This is a genomic window from Porphyromonas somerae DSM 23386, from assembly GCF_000372405.1.
GTDB lineage: Bacteria > Bacteroidota > Bacteroidia > Bacteroidales > Porphyromonadaceae > Porphyromonas_A > Porphyromonas_A somerae.
The window spans coordinates 1-18,645 of sequence record NZ_AQVC01000027.1 but is presented as its reverse complement, the minus strand read 5'-3'; the positions used below and the strand labels follow the sequence as shown (position 1 = coordinate 18,645).

General features: G+C 49.9%; 15 protein-coding genes, 1 tRNA gene and 1 pseudogene. 12 read left to right on the top strand and 5 right to left on the bottom strand.

Annotated elements, in window-relative coordinates; genetic code table 11:
- The first annotated feature begins 1 nt into the window (after position 1).
- From A3GK_RS0106320 to A3GK_RS0106295, 6 genes are all read left to right on the top strand, one after another.
- A complete protein-coding gene (locus A3GK_RS0106320; protein WP_018028628.1) occupies positions 2–352 on the top strand; it encodes a hypothetical protein in 351 nt (116 codons plus the stop codon).
- A gap of 2 nt (positions 353–354) precedes the next feature.
- On the top strand, positions 355–708 hold the full coding sequence (locus A3GK_RS0106315; RefSeq protein ID WP_018028627.1) for a DUF4810 domain-containing protein: 354 nt from the start codon (positions 355–357) through the stop codon (positions 706–708).
- Positions 705–1,403, top strand: coding sequence for a GNA1162 family protein (locus A3GK_RS0106310; RefSeq protein WP_018028626.1), 699 nt, complete (start codon positions 705–707; stop codon positions 1,401–1,403). The genes A3GK_RS0106315 and A3GK_RS0106310 overlap by 4 nt, the downstream gene beginning before the upstream one ends.
- A gap of 260 nt (positions 1,404–1,663) precedes the next feature.
- Positions 1,664–1,736, top strand: a tRNA-His gene (locus tag A3GK_RS0106305).
- 277 nt (positions 1,737–2,013) lie between these two features.
- On the top strand, positions 2,014–2,796 hold the full coding sequence (locus A3GK_RS0106300; protein WP_026161764.1) for a polysaccharide biosynthesis/export family protein: 783 nt from the start codon (positions 2,014–2,016) through the stop codon (positions 2,794–2,796).
- A 20-nt stretch (positions 2,797–2,816) separates the two neighbouring features.
- Positions 2,817–5,270 carry a polysaccharide biosynthesis tyrosine autokinase gene (locus A3GK_RS0106295; protein ID WP_018028624.1) on the top strand — a complete coding sequence of 818 codons (2,454 nt, stop codon included), beginning with the start codon at positions 2,817–2,819 and terminating at the stop codon, positions 5,268–5,270.
- A gap of 424 nt (positions 5,271–5,694) precedes the next feature.
- Here A3GK_RS0106295 and A3GK_RS0106290 read toward each other — a convergent pair whose 3' ends face one another.
- From A3GK_RS0106290 to A3GK_RS0106270, 5 genes are all read right to left on the bottom strand, one after another.
- The gene (locus tag A3GK_RS0106290; protein ID WP_018028623.1) at positions 5,695–10,608 is read right to left on the bottom strand and encodes an alpha-2-macroglobulin family protein; all 4,914 of its coding nucleotides are present in this window, start codon (positions 10,606–10,608) and stop codon (positions 5,695–5,697) included.
- Positions 10,605–11,441 (bottom strand): tetratricopeptide repeat protein, encoded by an 837-nt coding sequence (locus A3GK_RS0106285; RefSeq protein ID WP_018028622.1) that lies wholly within the window; start codon positions 11,439–11,441, stop codon positions 10,605–10,607. Before A3GK_RS0106285 ends, A3GK_RS0106290 begins: the two co-directional genes overlap by 4 nt.
- A gap of 57 nt (positions 11,442–11,498) precedes the next feature.
- Complete coding sequence (gene rsgA / locus A3GK_RS0106280) at positions 11,499–12,455, bottom strand: ribosome small subunit-dependent GTPase A (RefSeq protein WP_018028621.1); 957 nt, start codon at positions 12,453–12,455, stop codon at positions 11,499–11,501.
- A gap of 10 nt (positions 12,456–12,465) precedes the next feature.
- Complete coding sequence (frr, locus tag A3GK_RS0106275) at positions 12,466–12,984, bottom strand: ribosome recycling factor (protein ID WP_371440868.1); 519 nt, start codon at positions 12,982–12,984, stop codon at positions 12,466–12,468.
- Positions 12,985–13,371: 387 nt separating this feature from the next.
- Positions 13,372–13,740 (bottom strand): DUF488 domain-containing protein, encoded by a 369-nt coding sequence (locus A3GK_RS0106270; RefSeq protein WP_018028619.1) that lies wholly within the window; start codon positions 13,738–13,740, stop codon positions 13,372–13,374.
- Between the two features lie 291 nt (positions 13,741–14,031).
- Here A3GK_RS0106270 and A3GK_RS0106265 point away from each other — a divergent pair, with 291 nt between their 5' ends.
- The 6 genes and pseudogenes from A3GK_RS0106265 to A3GK_RS0106240 all read left to right on the top strand — a co-directional run.
- Positions 14,032–15,270 carry a DUF438 domain-containing protein gene (locus A3GK_RS0106265; RefSeq protein WP_018028618.1) on the top strand — a complete coding sequence of 413 codons (1,239 nt, stop codon included), beginning with the start codon at positions 14,032–14,034 and terminating at the stop codon, positions 15,268–15,270.
- Positions 15,263–15,520, top strand: a complete 258-nt coding sequence (locus A3GK_RS0106260; protein WP_018028617.1) for a DUF1858 domain-containing protein — start codon at positions 15,263–15,265, stop codon at positions 15,518–15,520. The genes A3GK_RS0106265 and A3GK_RS0106260 overlap by 8 nt, the downstream gene beginning before the upstream one ends.
- A 266-nt stretch (positions 15,521–15,786) precedes the next feature.
- A complete protein-coding gene (locus A3GK_RS0106255; protein WP_244860728.1) occupies positions 15,787–16,221 on the top strand; it encodes a FeoB-associated Cys-rich membrane protein in 435 nt (144 codons plus the stop codon).
- Positions 16,222–16,224: 3 nt separating this feature from the next.
- The gene (locus tag A3GK_RS0106250) at positions 16,225–17,031 is read left to right on the top strand and encodes a metal ABC transporter permease (protein ID WP_018028615.1); all 807 of its coding nucleotides are present in this window, start codon (positions 16,225–16,227) and stop codon (positions 17,029–17,031) included.
- A gap of 1 nt (position 17,032) precedes the next feature.
- Entirely contained in the window at positions 17,033–18,169 is a 1,137-nt protein-coding gene (locus A3GK_RS0106245) for a hypothetical protein (protein ID WP_018028614.1), read from the top strand.
- Between the two features lie 240 nt (positions 18,170–18,409).
- Positions 18,410–18,645: pseudogene (locus A3GK_RS0106240) on the top strand (hypothetical protein); the annotation flags it as partial.

Sequence of the window (18,645 nt, the reverse complement as noted above, 5' to 3'; positions counted from 1 at the left end):
AATGAAGCATTTGAATTGGATTGGCCTCGCATTGAGTGCCATACTAGCAGTCGCTCTCCTTTCCTGTGGCACCGTAAATTCCGCAACAGGGGGCTTGGCTGATGAGGCCTATTTAAAGATAATTAGCGACAACAAGACCCTTGTTAAAGAAACCGTGGTAGTAACCATTAATGGTAGTAACCCCACAGAGACAAAGGTAATACAGACAAAAGGGAGCGAGGGGAAGAAGCCACAGTTTTATCTTAAGCCAGGCACTTATTCCATTGCTGTTAAGAGCAAAGAGGGAAGGGTGCTCTATAGTGGCAAGATATTTTTATCAACTAGAAAAACCAAATTGATAGAGCTACGATAAACATGAAACGTTTAATTCTTTTTTTGCTACCAGTAATCTTGACACTTTCCCTTTGTAGCTGTAGCACTACAAAAACCCTATATTCTTGGTACGGTTATGACAATGCTGTTCATACTTTCACTAAGGACAGAACGCCCAAAAGCGAAGAGCACCTTATTAAAGAGTACGAACGCCTTATAAACACCCCAAATGGCACTCGAAAAATGGTCCAGCCTGGAATATGTGCAGAATATGGGTATCTCCTTATCAAACAGGGGAAAAGAGAAGAGGGACTACAGCTCCTAAAAAAAGAGATTGAGCTATACCCAGAGAGCAAAGTATTTATTACAAGGATAATTAAGCAGTTTGAAAAATGAAAACTCACTACAATAGACTAGCCTTTTCAATAGCTTCGCTTCTGAGCTTGCTATTGCTACTTTCATCATGTGGGCTTACTGCCAACTATGGCAAGAAAGGGGAGGTATACAAAGAGCTATACGCCCAGAAACCTTTAAGCATACTAGTAATGCCTCCGATCAATAAGACAAATAAAGTAGAGGCTAAAGAGGCGGTGTATGCCTCACTTTTCCACCCTCTTGTAGAGAGAGGATACTACGTCTTTTCACCACTATTAGCTCAAGAACTTTTACAAAGTGAAAGCGCAGAAGATGCTGAATTATTTATTGACGGTAGTCTAAAGCCATTCAATAACGTGTTCACAGCTGACGCCGTGCTCTTTACTGTAATAAATAAGTGGCAGAAGATTGTGCTTACAAATACTATGGATGTGAATATTGAATACATCTTAAAATCTACCAAGGATAATAAAGTACTCTTTCAGAGAAGTGCTGATGTTACCGTAGATTGCAAGGTGGCCAACACCAGTAGTATGCTACTTAACTTGGTAGCAAATGCAGTAGCGACAGCCCTTTCCGATAACATTGTAGCCGCACGCAAAGCAAATGGTTTTATCCTCTCTGACATTCCTGATGGGAAATATGCTCCCCTTCACGACCAAGACCAAGATACCCCAGCAGGGCAAAAGGATATTACAGGTCGTGTAAAGCTCTAGCGACAGAGACACATTAACACTAGTAATAGGGTTCATAGGTTTCTATGAACCCTATTACTTTTTACTGCCTGACCAAAAACCACTCGCAATACAGGGGTTACGCATTAGAAGAGGTCCTTACCCCACAGACACTCCCATTGATGCCACACGTCAAGAGAAACCAAATGCGGAACCACTGATTTTTTTAGGGAGGTTTCTTTTGGATTATAGAAATATTATGTATCTTTGTCCACGCGATTAGAATTATCTAGTCGGACATGGTGGACGTAGCTCAGCTGGTAGAGCCCTGGATTGTGGTTCCAGTTGTCGCGGGTTCGATCCCCGTCGTTCACCCTAAATAAAGTAGGCGGAAGGCTAATTAGCTTTCCGCCTACTCTTTTTTATATTGCCACACTTTAGAGACCGCCTTCGTGCAACAGTCTCATATAGGTTTTTGAGGGTAATGGAGAAAGGATCTCGCAGAGGCCCGCCCTATAAACACTCAGATAAATGCAACACGATACGACGCTCTAAAGCGTAACCCCCACTCAAGGATACCCGTATATCACTTATTATTGTTACTTTTGCATATGGTGTGTTGTATTCAAACTCAAATTTAATAATGAACGATATGAGACTGCATTCGACCCTTCTATCGGCACTGCTCCTATTATTACTGGCTAGCTGTGCCAGCACCAAGGATGTTGCCTATCTACAATATGCGGAGAATAAGATGCAAACGGAAGCCCGTGCCCTCCAAGATGCTACCATCAAACCAAAGGATATCCTCACGGTCAATATCCAAGCTTCCAAGCCCGAGTTGGTGGCAAGCTTCAATGGGATTTACTGGAACCCTCAGCAGCAGTATTCTAGCGTGCAAAATGGAATACGCACCTTTTTGGTGGATAATTCTGGCGAGGTCGACCTACCAGTGCTAGGGCTCACGAAGCTCGGTGGTCTCACCCTAAGGGAGGCGGAGGAGGTGGTCAAAAAGGCACTAACAACCTATCTCAATGAGGTGCCCAGCGTCAATGTCCAGATCCAAAACTACCGCTACTCAGTGCTCGGTGAAGTGCACAAGCCAGGGGCATTTGTTTCGGCCAATGGCAAGGTAAATCTCTTCGAGGCACTCGCCAATGCGGGAGACCTTACTATATATGGTATACGAGATCAGGTGAAGATACTTCGGGAGAATAAAGATGGCTCCACCACCTTGGTGAGTGTCAATCTGATGGATCCCAACATCATCAATTCGCCCTACTACTACCTACAGCAGGGAGATGTAGTCTACGTGATGCCCAATAATGCCATAGCCTCATCGTCCAACATCAGCTCGGGCACCACTGTATGGATCAGCATCTCTTCGATTGCACTTACAGTAGCCAACCTTCTAGTCACCATATTAAGACGATAAGCAGAAATCGATCATAGCTTATGACTCAAATAAATAACAACCCTAACCCACAGCAGCCCACCCATATCCCCGCGGCGCCCGAGATGAGCCCATCACAGGCAATGGGAAATGAAGAAGAGGTGGATATTCTAAGCATCCTAATAGACTACTTTAGGTATTGGCCCATCTACCTCATTGCACTGGTGCTTTGCCTGCTCCTCGGCTGGCTATTTATCAAAAGTAGCAGCCCACAGTATCCCGTTAAGGCCTCGGTGCTATTCCTAGAGCAAAAAGATAAAAGTAGCCCACAGATACAGGGACTCGACTTTGCCGAGCTAGGCATGGGGGTAAAGAATGTCAATGTAGATAACGAGCTAGAGATACTCGGTTCGCGTGAGATCCTTCAAAAGACCATAGAGGAGAGCCAGCAGTATGTAGAGGTGACCAGTCGAAAGGGGCTCACCACTACAGTATGGGATAGCGAGCTCCCCTTTGAGATATCCATGGACCCCGTAGGGCTAAGTAAAATAGGTGCCCCCATTACGCTCACCATAGAGTCGATTAGCGACAAGGGGTACAAGATCTCTTCAGACTATGTCAAGGGCGAAGCCATAGTCATCGACTCCCTACCAGCCACCTTTGTATTGGGCGAAGGCATCGCCTCCATCACCAAGCGGGAGAGCTACAAGGAGGGGAAAATGGAGCTCCCCAGCAGCTTTGATGTCACCATACAATCACCACAAAAGCTCGCCATCTACTATGCCGAGAAGGGCGGGCTCACAGTGGATAGAGCCAATAAGCAAGGCTCTGTGGCAGTCTTGGGGATTACCGCCAAGAATAGAGCCAAGGGCGAGCGCTTTCTCTCCAAACTCATTGAGGTATACAATAGGGAGCGGGCGATCGATAAAAATGCTACCGCACAGCGCACCTACGACTTCATCAATGAGCGAATCAACCTCATCGGTGAGGAGCTCAATGCCACGGAGAAAAAACTAGAGGAGGTAAAGAAGAGCCAAGGTGTCACCAGCTACCAAGACCTCGGCGTAGTCGTCTCCTCCACCGCTATGATCGATCAAAAGCGGGCAGAGGCAGAGACGCAGCTGAAGCTGGTCGCTTTCCTTATCAATGACCTAAAGGCAAAGGAGGGGAAGTATGAAATCATACCTGGTAGCCTAGGGTTTACCGACGGTACCCTACAAACCGCCGTGGAGATATACAATCAAATGGTCTTTGAGCGAGACGGTCTGCTAGAGGCTGCCAATAAAGACCACCCCAAGGTAAAGAGCCTCACCGAAAACCTCAATGTAGCACGAACCAATATCTTAGAGGCCGCCGATGTGGCAAAGCAAGGGCTTCAGATACAGCTGAATGGTCTGAAGGGAATGGAGCAACGCTACAGCTCTCGCATCTCGCAAGCTCCTACCTTTGAGCGCATCAGCACAGATATCGAGCGTCAGCGATCTATCCGCTCCAATCTCTACCTGATGCTACTCACCCGCCGGGAAGAGACCTCCATTGAGCTCGCCTCATCACTTGAGAGTGCCAAGGTAGTGGATAATGCACTTGCCGCCACTAAGCCTTCGAGCCCCAAAAAGCCAATCATTTATTTGGCCAGCCTATTACTCGGCTTGATATTGCCAACGATAGCGATCTACCTCTGGAAGCTCACTCAAACCAAGATTCGCACAGAAGAGGATCTCAAAAAGCTCACCAACCTACCGATTGCCGGAGGAATACCTCAGCAAAAATCAGCCTCAGGAGAGGGCGATCTTCCCGAGCTATTGGTGCAGCTAGAGGGTAATAGTGTAGCCACAGAGGCCTTTAGAAATATCCGTACCAACCTCAGCTTCCTCACTCAGAATAAGCGACCATTGGTACTGATGTGTACCTCCACCGTGAGTGGAGAGGGAAAGACCTTTGTAGTCAGCAACCTAGCCATCTCGCTCTCAGCACTTCAGTATAAAGTGCTACTCGTGGGGCTAGATATCCGTAACCCTCAGCTGAAGCGTACCTTTGGGATCAAGAATGCATCTCTAGGCGGAATGACCGACCTACTCAATGATACCTCAACAGATCCAATACACTTCATACAGCACCTAGAGGAGTACCCCAACCTAGATATCATCAATGCCGGTGCTATCCCACCCAACCCTACCGAGCTACTCGCTAGGCCTAGGCTAGAGGAGGTATTCGAGACCTTCCGGAAGCACTACGACTATATCCTAGTTGACTCCGCCCCTGTTGGGCCAGTAGTAGATAGCTTGGTACTCAGTCGCGTAGTGGATCACACACTCTATGTACTGCGATCCGATAAGACCAATAAGCGCGATGTGGAGTATATCAATTACCTCGCCGACCACCAGAAACTATCCAGCATGAGCCTAATACTCAACGACATCAACACCAATAACTCCATCTTTGTCAAGAGCTACGGTTATGGATACGGATATGGCTACGGATACGGATATGGCCATAAGGACGACAACCACGAGTAGTCATCAAACCTTATCACCCATCAAAAAGGACCTCCCCACCGAGGTCCTTTTTTGTACCTTCCCCTTCCAATTTGTCCGATCCTTAACCCTCCCGTAGCAGAGCAAAAGTGGAGTTGCAACTAAGCGATCGGCGAGATGCAACTAAGCAATTGCCGAGATGCAACAAAGCAATTGCTTAGTTGCATCTCAGTTTTCGCCTTTCTAACCATCTGATTTATAGCAAGATATAAAAGCGTTTTTCAACTTGTCCGATAAGTAGCTCCACAGCACCCGACAGGGTGCCATTCAGCTAACCCCCAGTCAAGACTCGCCCTCCCCCAGAGCCAAACACTGGCGGGTTACGAGGGGTCCAAAACCAACGACCCTTGTGATTGCAGGGGTGCAGCCACAAGGGTCGTTTACCATATATATATGTGTTGGGATGTTATCTCGCCACTTCGAGAGAGCCGCCGGAGGAGTTACCAGCATACTCGGGGGCGTAGTAGCTCTGGATCTGGGCGGGGCCGTAGGTGAAGTGACCGCTCTGGGTAGCGACCGCTTCAAGCTCTATCTGATGGCGTCCGCGTGGTAGGTAGTCGATGTATAGTCGATCGTGATTGTCGCGACGACTATAGTCGAACCAAAGGCGATCAGCCAATCGGAAGCCTTCAAAGTCGTAGCCCATCTCCGCCGCAGCTGGGCGTGGGTCTTGTATGGTGACCAGACTGAGGTCTTGCTTTGCCTCAAGGAGGTAGCGGACTATCAGCTTATCGCCCTTCTGCACGTTGGTAGCTAGGGTAAAGCTTTCTTTCCCGTTGCTATCGACCTTGCGGACGTAGAGCTGTTTCTCAATCGTCAGCTGCTTACCCGTTGGGGTGGCCTTAGCACTCGGTTCGGTCACGAGATAGGAGAGGGCACCAAAGATATAATCGCTCTGAATACCACTCCAGGTGAGCGTGAGCGCCCCCTCCTTGGCGGGGTACCGCACTGCTAGGGTGCCGGTCACTCGCTCCGTAGGCGAAAGCTGGTAGCGCTCGCCATTGATGGTGAGTGTGGCACGGTCGCTAATGGTGGTGGGGGTCACCTTATCAAGAATCAGCTGTGCCACCCGTACGATCGCTTGGTCATACCAAATGGCATTTTGCTTCACCTGCAAGGCAAACTTCACCACCTCTTGGCTCACCTCTGGCTCATCTTGATTGAGGAAGAGCATGAGGGTGAGCTTCTCATCGTCATTAAAGGTGTAGCCACTGCGTTCCTTGATAAACTGACGCACCTGGGCGTAGGCCTCAGGTTGGTCGTAGATCTGACTGTACTCCGCAAATCGTAGCATCGTGCTATTGCTGGCAGATTGGTAGCCTTTTCGGAGAGCGTCCACTTGCTTTTTCATCGGTTCGCCAAAGTCGGGCAGTGGGTAGCTGTATTGGTGCGCAACAAGTGCAAAGGCAACGAAGTCTCGGTAGTAGCTATCCTTCTTTTGTAGCTCCTTAGCCAAGTAGGGGAGAGAGGCCTGTAGGCTCTTTTGTAGCTCTGGATTGGTCACCTCCAAGCCACCCAATTGCTCTAGTATATAATGGGTGAGCCAAGGAGTGGCGTGCAACGTCTTAAGGCTATAGCGGAAGCCTCCGCCCGCAACGGCGTGGCTCTGAATGCTCTTCTCTATCTGAGCTAGTCGCTCTGTAAGTGCCTTTTCGTTGGTGATGAATTGGTAGAAACTAGCTAAGGTCTGAGGGTCGGCTATTCGGTCGCTCCGGTGTGCTGGCTTCTCTTTAATCAAGCTCAGCTCCTTAGCATCCTTCTGTAGCCGCACTGCTAGCTCGGGATTCGACTTGAGGTAACTATGGAGACGGCTGTAAACGCTATAGAAGTGGAGCTCTCCAAAGAGCGAAAGGTCGTTCTTGAGACTCTTCCTATGGCTGATGGCCAATTTGCTTAGAAGCAATTGGATAGGATCGAAGTAAAGCTGGAGCATTAGGTCACTGCTGGCGAGCTCTTGCTTAGGTGGGGTAAGGGTTACTTGCGACTCCTTGTAGAGGGAGATAGGGAGCGCCACCGTGTAGGTGGAGAGGTTGCTGATCAGCGGAATCACCCGCTCTAGTCCGTCACTCAGTTCGCCCGAAGTGATCTTGGCCTGCAATTGGAGCTCTGCTGCTTGTGGAGCAGTGGTGCTAAAGGGGACGCTCACCGTTTCGTGGGCTGGCACCTCTATCGTTCCCTCAGCCAATAATTCGGCACCAGAGGTAATCACATAGGTGGTTGTGCAGCTTTGGTCACCAGTATTGCGTATCTGAGCAGAGCCGTCGAGGCGGTCGCCCCACACAAGGAAACGTGGGGTGGAAAGCTCTATACTGAGTGGCGAGTAGACTTCTAGGGTGGTATTATCTAGCACCTCTTCGGTGAGATTGTCGTTAAAGGCATAGAGGTAAGCGACATACTTAGTTTGCGTGTCGGGGGCTTTGAACTTCAGGAGTAGCTCGCCCTCTTGGTCGGTCTCGAGGAGTGCCGAGAAGTAGGCTGTCTCGGCAAAGTTGGTGCGGAGAGCTGGCTCCTCTGGGGCTGAGGTAACCACCACTTCATCTAGGGCTGCCTGCTTACTCATCTCCATTGGTGCAGCTTCGGCTACCCCTGCCCCCCTCAGGCGGAGTGGAGCCCGAGCCCCATAGAGGGCTCCCTCTAGGCTGTTCTCGAGCCTTAGTCCACTCTCAATAGGGATCCACGGCATAGCCCCTACACTCAAAGCAGCATCTTTAACTGCTTTATCATAAATAGTGGCAATGACTGGGGTGCTGGCGAGCGGTTGTCCCGACTTGCCAATCACCTTGATACGTTTTTCCACCTCACTACCTGGGCGAATGCTTTCATCGAAAGCAAAGCCTTCGAGCTTCGCCTTCTCCTTTGCCACCTCCTCCTTTGGTAGGTCCAATCGCTTCACCCTCGTCTCCATATTACGGAGCGACTGTAGCATCACCCTTTCGGCACCCACTTGTGGCAGCGTGTGCTTGTAGAGCGTGCCGGCTACCACCTGGATGTACTCCTTGTAGATAGTCTTGTCCTCTTTTTCAAGAGAAAGGATGATGAGTTGATCGTTACTTGAACCAAAGAGAAGTGCCCCATCGGGAAGGAACTCAGCCCAAATTGGGTACTTATCGTGTAGCTGAGTATCGCTGGAGCTATAGAAATAGTACTTTTGGTAGGTTTCATCTCGCTGCTCCTCTCCATACCCATCTACCGTGCGGAGCTGTAGGTGGTAGCCACCGCTGGGGAGGTTAGGAAGGGAGAACTGTTGCTCGCCATTCACTGGGAGGTTGCCTAGCGGAATGGTATCCTGCTCATTCACCAAGTAGGCAGAGATAACGCGGTCGGAGATATCTCCGAGCAACCGATGATTATAGGGCTGGAGGGTAGTAGAGAGCGTGAATTGCTCCTTATAAATAGAGGTGTCTTCATTGATGAGGGACTCCGCATCAAGGGGCATATCGGTATCGAGTAGCTCAAGGTAACGAGAGGTTCGTGCGGTATTCCCAAGAGCGTCTGAAGCAGATAGCTCAATTCTATCTCCATACTCATCCTCTTCCTCAGAGAGTGCGGGCGTGGTGATGACGAAGTGACCATCGGCACCCGAGGTGGCTTTAATCCGCTTATCACCACCATAGAGAAGCTCCACGGTAGCTGGCGTAGGTAGCCCATTGAGGTCGGTCGTTTGCCCATAGAACTTCATCGGATGGGCATAGAGATAACCGGTGGGGATGCTATCTATAGAGACCTGGAGGTAACTACGCTTGTAGTCCTGCACCTCTATCTCCTTATTGCCCCACTTAGAGATGAGCTGGAAGTTGGAGAGATCCTGATCCTCAGGTAGGGTAAAGGTGAGCTCCGCTACACCGTGCTGGTTGGTGGTCACCTTCTTCGTCTCGAGGGTAATCAAGTCGAAGTTGCGATAGGCTTGGAGCTTAATCGTCAGAGGCTCAGAGGGCAAAACGTGTCGGTCATCGCCTTTGTACTTAGCGGTGACGGTGCCCACCTTAACCTCCTGCCCACGACGGTAGATAGGGCGATCGGTGTAGAACCTCGTAATCTTTATCTCTCTCTGTTTTTGAGCTTTTGGTAGCTCACTAATATAGACTTGCTCCTCAGTGATCAGCCGTGGATCCTTCACCACTGCCCAGTAATAATTTGATCTGCTCTGGAGTAAAGCTCGCCCTTCACTATCGGTCGCCATCGTAGTAAATACCTTGCGATCTCCATCCATTAGATCAATCCGTACGTTGGGCACAGGGGCACCAGTAGCACGGTCCAGCACCTCTATCTGCTTGCAATAATTCTCCAGATTGTAAGTATAGACCTTAAGAAGTTCATAGCGGAGATGGGCTCGGGACTTCCCCTCCTCAAGAGAATAAGCGTAGTTATTCACCTTTGAAAGCCGGTCGGTGAAGGTCTTACGGACAATCCCCTTAGGGAGCTCACCAATGGTGATACCGCCACTCCTCTGTAACTTATTCGGCTTTGATAGAATACCAAAAACCTTGATGCGCACTTCGCCAGTAGCGGTATTGACCACCTCTGGCCGGATCGAAACCAAGCGGTCACCTAGATACTCCTGATAGATTTGCCCGGCTTCCGACTCGTAGGCACTCCCCTGGAGCTGAGTGAGCAGTCGCTCTCCCTCCTTTTCAAAAGGAACTACCATAGCCGTCCACTGTTCATCTAGCTCGGTGGCGTGGTCATCCGAAAGCTTTATCTCCAGCTCCCTTAGTTCGTGTATCAATCGGTAGCGAAGGAGCCACATATCTATCAAATGCCCCTCATCGGTTTCGGCAAACCGTGGGCGACACTCCTTGAGCTTCACCTCATCATGGAGTTGGAGATTGAAATACCGCACTATCTGCAATGCCTCTGGGTAGAACTCCTTTTGCAGAGCTTCCTCTAGCTCACTCGTGAGCAAAGGCTTTAGCTCCTTATCACTAGAGACAAACTGATGGAGTATCTCCAGTAGATTGTAGTATTGGTTTTTAGAGGAATCGAGATAAAAGCCCCACCGCTCTACACGCTTCTGACGGCTAAGCTCTTCGCTAGGAAGTAGCCGAAGGAGCTCTCTTTGCTGGAGCAACTGGGTGAGCAACTTACGGCTCTCCTCCCTCGTCTTCTCGGGACTCCAAAGGAGGGTGTCGGTAGAGGCGTCATTGGAGCTATCGTACTCCGTCAGCGCACGCCCATAATTGGTGTATAGCCTATTGAGGGCTCGTACCTCAGCGGTAATATTTATCTCAGTCGGTTTCATAGTCTTCTCTATCTTGCCCCACGCTGCGATGGCACTAACGAGTAGTGCTGGGATCAGTAACCACTTAATTAATCTCTTCATTGTCTTACCTTTTTAATTTCATCGTCCGTAGCACCTAGTGCCTTTGCTCGTTCAAAGTCGGCCTCCGCCTCCTTCTCCTCTCCATACTTGCTCCAGATCGCTCCTCGCAAGAGGTAATCCTCCTTCGTCGGTACCTTCAGCTCCTGTATCACGTGCCGCACCCTATCGAGGGCCTCCGCCTTTCGGTCTTGCTCCAATAGCAACCACCCCAATGCTCGGTAAGCGTTGGGGATCTTTGGAAACTTATCTATCAGGTGCGTCAGTAGCTTCTCCGCCGAAAGCGAGTCACCAGAGAGCTGATACTCCTTAGCGAGTGCTATGCGAGGGAGATAGGCCTCGGGATTGAGCTTTAGTATCTGTTCCAGGTCGTGGATAGCACCATTGTGAAGCCCTAACTCGGAGCGAACCCTCGCTCTATTATATAAAGGGATCTCCCACTCCGGCTTCTGCTGAATGAGTTGGTCGAGGTCGAGAAGGGCATCTTGATACCGTGCCACTCCTTCGTACAACTCAGCACGGCGAGAGCGGAGCTGCGTCACCTCGGGCTGTAGCCGAAGGGCCTCTGTGAGTTCGGAAATAGCGGATAAGGTGTCTTGCCTTGCCACAAGTAGTTCGGCAAGATTGCCGTGGAGCACAAAGTTGCTCTCCATATCGGGATAGCGTGTGAGTGCTTCACGGAGCACCAGTTCTGCACTATCGGGCTTCTGAGCCTCGTAGTAATCGTAGTAGCGCATCACCAGTGTCTCATAGCTATCGCCCTTTGTCGGCTGCTGTGCCACAGCTCCAAGATAGGAGCAGGCAAGGGCTAGTAAACTCCAAATATACTTATTCATAACTCTTAGACGTGACTATTTGGAGAAGGTTTGTTCGGAAGAGGAGTTTATACCCCTTTACAGACGGTACTTCCCTTCATCCTCATCCTGCAAGATACTGAGGTAGCTCTTGTATCTAGAGCGTGCGATGGTGCCTCTATTGAGCCCCTCACAGACAGCACACTTAGGTTCGTGCGTGTGGGTGCAATTGTGGAAATGGCACTGCTTCCCCAGCTCAAAGATCTCTCGGAAGTAGTGGCTCACCCCTTCGCGCTCAAACTCTATCGTGCCAAACCCCTTGATGCCAGGAGTATCAATGAGATAGGTATCGGGCTCAGTACCATAGGGGATCATCTCGGAGAAGGTGGTGGTGTGCACTCCCATATTGTGTGCCTCGGAGATATCCTGAGTGCGTAGATTGGCCCCTGGCACAAGGGCATTGATAAAGGTAGACTTCCCCACCCCCGAGTGCCCACTAAGCAGAGTAATGCCTGTGGAGATATACTCCTTCAGTGACTCCATTCCTTGCCCATGCTTCGCCGATATCTTGAAACAGCGGTAGCCCAAGCCCTCGTAGAGCCTCATCAGCTCATTGAGCTTACGCTCTTCGTGGTCATTGTAGCGATCCGCTTTATTAAAGACAAGGGCTGCCTCCACACGATACGCCTCGGCTGTAGCTAAAAACCGATCAATGAATGTAGTGGAGGTAACTGGATAATTGACCGTCACCAAAAGGAGGGCTCGGCTGAGGTTAGCACCTAATATATGTGCTTGCTTGGAGAGGTTGGAGGAGCGTCGGATAATATAATTAGTACGCGGATGAATCTTAGTGATCCACCCCAAATGCTCTTGCCCCTTCGCCTCTTCCATTGTTTCGGGTAGCTCAAAGTCAACAACATCACCCACCGCCACAGGGTTGGTGGTCTGGATATCATTCACCTTGAAACTCCCCTTCAGCTTGCAGCTATAGCTCTCACCATCTGCCACCTTTACTTGGTACAGACTCCCTCTATTTTGGATAACTAAGCCGGTCATGGCATCGTAGTTATACGGTCATTATCTCCTTCTCCTTAGCGGCAAAGAGTTGATCAATCTTCTTGATAAAGTCGTCGTGCATCTTCTGGATATCCCCCTCAGCAGACTTAGAGACATCCTCAGGCATGCCATCCTTCACCTGCTTCTTGAGCGTATCAATCGCATCACGGCGAGCGTTGCGTACACTCACCTTGGCCTGCTCCGCCTCACCCTTCACTTGCTTTGCCAGGTCGCGACGACGCTCCTCGGTGAGTGGTGGCATTCCAATTCGGATCAAGTCGCCATTATTCTCAGGCATAATGCCGAGGTCGGAATCAATGATCGCCTTCTCAATATCACGGATGATATTCTTCTCCCAAGGGGTGATGATGATCGTCTTAGCATCTGGCACCGATACATTCGCCACATTATTGAGTGGGGTAGGATTGCCATAATAATTGACACGGATATCATCAAGCAATTTGGGATTCGCTTTGCCAGCACGTATCTTAGCCAATTTGTCATCTAGGAAGTCGATGGTCTCGCTCATCGCCTTTTTGGTCTCTTTCAGGATAGTAGCTACATCTTTCATAAACTGTCAGTATTGAATTTGGTTGGATAGTCTATATAATTCATTACAAAGATAGAGAATTATCCCCATAAGTACAAAGGGGTCACCGCAAAATAGCATGGATAACGCTTAAATAAGCACTTAGACAGTGCAGAAGGACCTCGGAGAGGTCCGATTTGTCGTAGCCCCCGAGTCGGAGGGCATAGCCCGAACGACCGGGGGTAAAGCAACGCCAACAAACATACACGACCCCTTGCGGGTCGGACAACTTCACCTAGCATTATATTCAAAAAACGCGAAGACCTTCCATTGGTTGTCCAATCCCTCAGCCAGGGTCGTAAGGCCATTTTGCACCTCTTTATACACTTACTGGTGTATATGTTCTTCCAACCACTCTTTCAAAACCACAGCATGATTGCATTTCTCACTTTTTGCACCATACAGAAGGGTCACGTTGTGATCTTGCAACTTCTGCACACACAAATCTTTAAACTCTTGTGATGCTGAGTTCTCGGACAATTCCTGTCTGTATCTCTTTTTAAACTCATCATATTTTTCAGGAGTATGGGAAAACCATCTTCGAAGTCCATCTGATGGTGTGATCTCCTTAGCCCATAAATCAATTTTAGCATTTTCCTTTTTCATCCGTCGCGGCCATAGTTTGTCCACAAGAACGCGAAACCCATCTGTTTCAACTGGAGTTTCATAGATTCGCTTGTATCTCAATTCATTCATTATGTATTGTCTCCTTTAAGGTGAATTCATTCGCGGTTAAAGACAAATGTACGAATAAATCATCATAATATGGTACCACAACCGCACTTCATAGTGACTCTTACATCTCCGCAGATTCCAATCTCTCCCAAGGAAATCGGAAAGCTTCACGAAGCAAACGGAAATTACGGGGGATATATTTCTTATAATCTGACCAAAATATGTATATTTGCTAGTGGTCAACTAGCCTAAGGGATAGCCATCATGTCTTGGCTAGACTGATATAAATTCACGTTAAACGATCAGTGAAATATGAGCGAATTCTTACATAACACGCCAGATGAGCGCAAGACGATGCTCAAAGAGATACTCCTGCGCTTACATCAAGGAGAGCAGCCCGAAACTCTCAAGCGGCAACTCTCCACACTCCTCCACACTATCCCCTACCAAGAGGTAGTTGCTGTAGAGGAGGAGCTAATAGCTCAGGGGTTATTATCGACAGATGAGATACAGCTCTTTTGCGACCACCACTCAGAGGTCCTAGAGGGAGCTATAGATGTGAGTGGGGCCAAAGAGGTACCTGCGGGGCACCCCATAGACACCTTTAGAGCTGAGAATGTAGCTCTAGGGGAGGTGGTCGCTGAGTATTATGCTTTGGCAAAAGAGATCAAAGGGGAGCATTGCGAGCATCCGCTCTCGGAGCTCTTGCTAAGTCTGAGATCTATCTTCAACCGACTGATGGATGTAGACAAGCACTATCTGCGCAAGGAGTACCTGCTCTTCCCATACTTAGAGCAGCATGGAGTGACTGGACCTCCTGTAGTCATGTGGGGCAAGCACGATGAGATTAGGAAGCTACTCAAGAGTGCCATAGCAGTACTCTCTGGAGAGATCTCAGATACGGCATCTCTGAGAGATCACATCGTAGAGACCTTTGACCCTGCAGTGGAGATGCTGGACAGCATGATCACCAAAGAGGAGATGATCCTCTTCCCAATGACACTGGACCTACTGACAGAGGCTGAGTGGTATCACATCTATCAGGAGACACCAGAGTTTGGATACTGCCTATATGACCCGCAGACTGTATGGCAACCAGACGTGGAGGCGGACAACCTGCACTTTCAGTACGAGAGCCATGATGCTATACGGCTCTCCACGGGAGCTTTTAGTGTCGCTGAGCTAGAGGCTCTACTCATTCACCTCCCAATAGACATCACCTTTGTGGACAAAGACGATAAGGTACGCTTCTACTCTCACAGCCCCAAGCGAGTCTTCGCTCGCAATAGATCCATCATCGGTAGAGATGTACGTATGTGTCATCCGCCCGAAAGTGTCCATGTCGTAGAGACTATCCTTGCCGACTTCAAGAGTGGTCGCCAGAGCTGTGCTAAGTTTTGGATTGGCAACTTCCGTGGGCGATTTATCTATATAGAGTACACAGCTGTGCGTGACCCCGAGGGTAACTATCTAGGGGTCGTTGAGTGCTCTCAAGATATTACTGAGCTACGGCAACTAGAAGGCTCTAGGACGCTTCTGAATTATGACTGATACGACACCTCTACTCATCACCCCTGAGACCAAAGTGGGGGCGATGCTAGACCGCTACCCGGAGCTCATCGATACGCTTGTATCGCTCTCGGATCGGTATAGAAATCTGACCAATCCGATACTGCGCAAGACTGTAGCACCTCGTACTCCGCTCAAGCTCGCAGCACAGATGGGCGATGTGGACTTAGCCTTACTGGTTAATACGTTACGACAAGCCGTCGGACAGCCTCCACTTGACCTGCCAAAGTAGGGTTTATAAGTTCGTCTATCTTGGACGAGCTCTAGAAAAAGGAGACTCAATCGCAGCTCAAGGCGGTTGAGTCTCCTCGTGTTTTGCGAGTAGAGGGGTGGGGGTAAAACAACGCCAACAAATAGACACATTTAGCTCCTTTCAGATAGGGCAGAAGGACCTCGGCAGAGGGGTCCTTATCTATAGACCCCCAAACGATGCCAAAAACTGTGGTGTCTCGCCTTGGAAAAATATCTGTAACTTTGCACTATATAAATAAAGGAGATATGAATGGAACAATGACATTAGGGGTGGGACTCGTCATAACAATAATAGTAGTGGTTCTCCTCATTGCCTTAGCAGTGCTGGGAATCTACTACCTACGGAAGATGCTCAAGGCCAACGATGGGAAGGTACCACAAGAGCCTTGCCACATACCAGAGCATAGCTGCAGCGGTTGCTGTGGCGGTACAGAATGCTTCCATGCCAAGCTAAAGCAGAAGCCCCACATCGTCTACTTCGAAGATCAGGAGCTAGACCGCTTCCGCCAGCGCAATGGAGAGGACTACACCCCCGGAGAGCTACAAGAGTGGCAAGAGGTACTCCAAACCCTCCGTCCAGAGGAGGTCTCGGCATGGGCAAGGAGCATCCGACTGCGTCGCCTACCGATTCCCAAGACCATCCTCACTCAGCTAGAGCAACAACTCAATAGAAAGGCGTAAACGATGCTAGAACTATTCAACTATAGCTTTTTCACCCACTCTGCCATTGCCGCGCTACTCACTGGGTTGATCACTGGCATCGTGGGCAGCTTTGTAGTAGTCCGCCGAATGGTCTTCATCTCGGGTGGCATCACCCACAGCTCCTTTGCGGGGCTCGGGCTAGGCTTCTTTCTGGGGCAAAACCCACTCCTCTACGCCATTGGTGCCGCTATCCTCAGCGGGCTAGGGGTAGAGTGGCTGAGCCGCAAAGGAGCCGTCCGCGAAGATTCCGCCATTGCCGCCATCTGGTCGCTCGGGATGGCTCTCGGCATCCTCTTCACCTTCCTCACCCCAGGGTATACCCCCAGCCTCAGTAGCTTCCTTTTTGGCAATATCCTACTCGTTACTCCACTAGAGCTTTGGCTACTTGGCATCTATGTAGTCGTCACGGCACTGCTACTCGGCTTCTTTTACTGGCCACTACTCTACACCTCGTTCGACCCCGAATTTATGCAGATACGCCGTCTGCGTCACCGCTGGTACCAGTACGGCATGATGGTGTGGATCTGTATCGGCATCGTCCTCAGCATCCGCGTGATGGGTATCATGATGGTGATGAGTATGCTCACCCTGCCACAAATGACCATCAGCCGCTACAGCCATAGCTTCAAGAGGCTCATCATCGGGAGCACCCTCCTCAGCACAGTCACCGTGCTCATCGCCCTCTTTGCCAGCTACTACCTCAATCTCCCCACAGGCGTGCTCTCAGTGATCCTACTCTCCGTGGTCTTTCTGCTTTGCAAAGCCCTACCCCGCCCCAAAACTGCCTGAGATGCGTGGTTCCAAAGCCTTCCTCGCCCTACTCCTCCTCCCTTGCCTACTGGCGGGCTGCTCCTTACTGAATAGGGCAAAAAGCTACAACCAACACTACTTTCTAAAGCAAGAAGTGGCAAAAATAAAGGCACAATTACTCGCCTCTTCCCCCACCCTTCGTCCCCCAAAAACCCTCTACCTATACGACGAAAAAGGGATCTATCAACAGCCACTCACCGACCTCCTTCACCGCCTACCCCCTAATAACCCCCTCTCCCAAAGAGTGGCACAACTACTCGGCGATGGCTTGGCACTCCTTGAGAGAGCCACCGACACCCTACAGCTGATTAATGCCCACCTACTGATGGACAACCCCACCGAGGCGAGTCGCCTGCTCGCCCTTTGGTCCAATCCTGACCCCGCATCACAAGCAGTCATTGCCCTCGCCCAAGGCGATACCCTCAACACCATTCACCACTTAGAGGAACTCTTGAAACAACCCAAGAACCCTCTCGCCTATCGTGCCGCCCGATTGTGGCACCTCCTCGATGCCTCCGCCCAAGCACCCTTGCACTACCTTTCCCGCAAAAGTCCCTCCCAATGGGAGCGCTTTACCGCCACCGTAGACCTAGGCAATAACCCCACTGGCAATACCGCCGAAGAGCAAGCCTACATCACCTACCACTCGGCACTACAGCAGCCCGATACCCTTCACCTCCAGAAAGCGACCGAACAACTTCTACAGCTTCCCGAGAGCGAATGGCAGACCGCTGCCCTCCTCACCCTCCGCCCCCTCCTTTACCAGCGAGAGCAGTGGGTCACAGCCCTCGCTCTACAGCAAGCCCTACCAGCAGAGTATCAGGCCGATTACCCCTACCTCCTCCTCACTGAGTACCAGCAAGAGATCAAGCTCCTCCAACTCTACCAACAACCCAGCCCCACTTCCACCTCCAACGCCCCAACAACCGCCACTCCGACTACACCCACCGATGGTTCCTTCCGCTCAAAGTGGGGCAACGTCGCCAACGTCGATAACTGGGTCATGCAACAATCCACCAGCTTCCGCCACCCCTCCTCCACCCTCCCCTTCAAGCCCACCTTCGAACAGTACCAAACCACCCTCCGCCACCTCCACCTCATCCTCCCCCAAAACTAGTTGAGAATGAAGGGTGAAGGAGCAGGAGGTACGCATTAGAAGTTTCGACAATAGGTATTAGATTTGATTGAACATATTGTCTATAAAGGCATAAGGGCACCCGCCAGGGTGCCATTCAGATAGCCCCCGTGTCGGAGGGGCGAAAGCCCCGAACGACCGGCGGGAAATAGGTATGGTATACGTCATCGACCCTTGTGGTCTGTCTTGTCCTAGAAAAAGTTGACTCATAGATAGATTTTTATGAGTAAGTTTGTAAAAAGGAGTCAACTCCAGAAGATTTATTTTGACCGAGTTATTCACCTCTATTTTGAGGAAAACTTAGGTTACACCCAGATTTCACACCTTGTTCCTATTGGTAGGACTACGATCCTGGAGTGGGTTCATAGGTACCTAGATTCTGGGTTAGACGAAGTTATAGAGATGAAGGCGAAGAAAAAGAAGAGACAAGAAGAGCACCGCGGATATCGTAGGTATTA

Bases quoted from the DNA above. Each gene is read 5' to 3' on its own strand.
- A3GK_RS0106320 (WP_018028628.1), top strand. From the start codon at position 2: ATGAAGCATTTGAATTGGATTGGCCTCGCATTGAGTGCCATACTAGCA.
- A3GK_RS0106315 (WP_018028627.1), top strand. From the start codon at position 355: ATGAAACGTTTAATTCTTTTTTTGCTACCAGTAATCTTGACACTTTCC.
- A3GK_RS0106310 (WP_018028626.1), top strand. From the start codon at position 705: ATGAAAACTCACTACAATAGACTAGCCTTTTCAATAGCTTCGCTTCTG.
- A3GK_RS0106300 (WP_026161764.1), top strand. From the start codon at position 2,014: ATGAGACTGCATTCGACCCTTCTATCGGCACTGCTCCTATTATTACTG.
- A3GK_RS0106295 (WP_018028624.1), top strand. From the start codon at position 2,817: ATGACTCAAATAAATAACAACCCTAACCCACAGCAGCCCACCCATATC.
- A3GK_RS0106290 (WP_018028623.1), bottom strand. From the start codon at position 10,608: ATGAAGAGATTAATTAAGTGGTTACTGATCCCAGCACTACTCGTTAGT.
- A3GK_RS0106285 (WP_018028622.1), bottom strand. From the start codon at position 11,441: ATGAATAAGTATATTTGGAGTTTACTAGCCCTTGCCTGCTCCTATCTT.
- rsgA (WP_018028621.1), bottom strand. From the start codon at position 12,455: ATGACCGGCTTAGTTATCCAAAATAGAGGGAGTCTGTACCAAGTAAAG.
- frr (WP_371440868.1), bottom strand. From the start codon at position 12,984: ATGAGCGAGACCATCGACTTCCTAGATGACAAATTGGCTAAGATACGT.
- A3GK_RS0106270 (WP_018028619.1), bottom strand. From the start codon at position 13,740: ATGAATGAATTGAGATACAAGCGAATCTATGAAACTCCAGTTGAAACA.
- A3GK_RS0106265 (WP_018028618.1), top strand. From the start codon at position 14,032: ATGAGCGAATTCTTACATAACACGCCAGATGAGCGCAAGACGATGCTC.
- A3GK_RS0106260 (WP_018028617.1), top strand. From the start codon at position 15,263: ATGACTGATACGACACCTCTACTCATCACCCCTGAGACCAAAGTGGGG.
- A3GK_RS0106255 (WP_244860728.1), top strand. From the start codon at position 15,787: ATGAATGGAACAATGACATTAGGGGTGGGACTCGTCATAACAATAATA.
- A3GK_RS0106250 (WP_018028615.1), top strand. From the start codon at position 16,225: ATGCTAGAACTATTCAACTATAGCTTTTTCACCCACTCTGCCATTGCC.
- A3GK_RS0106245 (WP_018028614.1), top strand. From the start codon at position 17,033: ATGCGTGGTTCCAAAGCCTTCCTCGCCCTACTCCTCCTCCCTTGCCTA.